This window comes from Aquipuribacter hungaricus (assembly GCF_037860755.1).
GTDB lineage: Bacteria > Actinomycetota > Actinomycetes > Actinomycetales > JBBAYJ01 > Aquipuribacter > Aquipuribacter hungaricus.
Genome location: NZ_JBBEOI010000518.1, coordinates 1 through 615 on the forward strand (window position 1 = coordinate 1; position 615 = coordinate 615).

The following is a 615-nucleotide window of genomic DNA, read 5'->3' on the forward strand; positions in this document are numbered from 1 at the left end:
GGGGTCGCGGCCCTGGCCCGGCCCCCGGCGACCGGCGGCGACCGCGAGCGAGGACGGCGGCGAGACGTAGACCGCGTCGACCGGGTCGCGCTGCGGCGGGGGGCCGGAGCCCAGCAGGCTGTCGTCCACGACGACGTCCACCGCGGGGGTGCCGGGGGCGAGCAGCGGCGTGCCGGCTGCGGCGCCGGTCATCGCCGCCACGGCCTCGCGGGCCAGGTCGAGCAGACCGACACGGCCGTCGGTGGCCCCGGGCGAGCCCTCCCCCGCCGCGAGCAGCAGGTCGCCGCCGCCGACGAGGACCACCGCGGGCCGGCCGGACGGTCGCTGGTCGCCCGGCTGCCACGCGACACGGGTCGGCAGCGTCCGGTCGGCGCCGAGCACCTGCAGCGCGGCCGCCGACGTGACGAGCTTGGTCGTCGACGCGGGCTCCAGCGGCGTGCCCGAGGCCCGGGTGACGACCTCCTCGCCGGTGAGGAGGTCGCGGACGCTGAGGGTGGGGGCGGGACCGAGCGCGGGGTCGGCGAGCAGCGGGACCAGCGCCGCCGACAGCGCCGCCGCGTCCACCGGGGCCGCCTCGGCCGTGCCGGCAGTGGCGGCGGCACCGCCGGGTGCGGC

1 protein-coding gene is annotated in these 615 nt (G+C 81.3%); it reads right to left on the bottom strand.

Annotated features, from left to right (window positions below; genetic code table 11):
• A partial coding sequence (locus WCS02_RS20950) for a D-alanyl-D-alanine carboxypeptidase (protein WP_340296234.1) occupies nucleotides 1–564 on the bottom strand: 564 nt, incomplete at its 3' end.
• Nucleotides 565–615 lie beyond the last annotated feature (51 nt).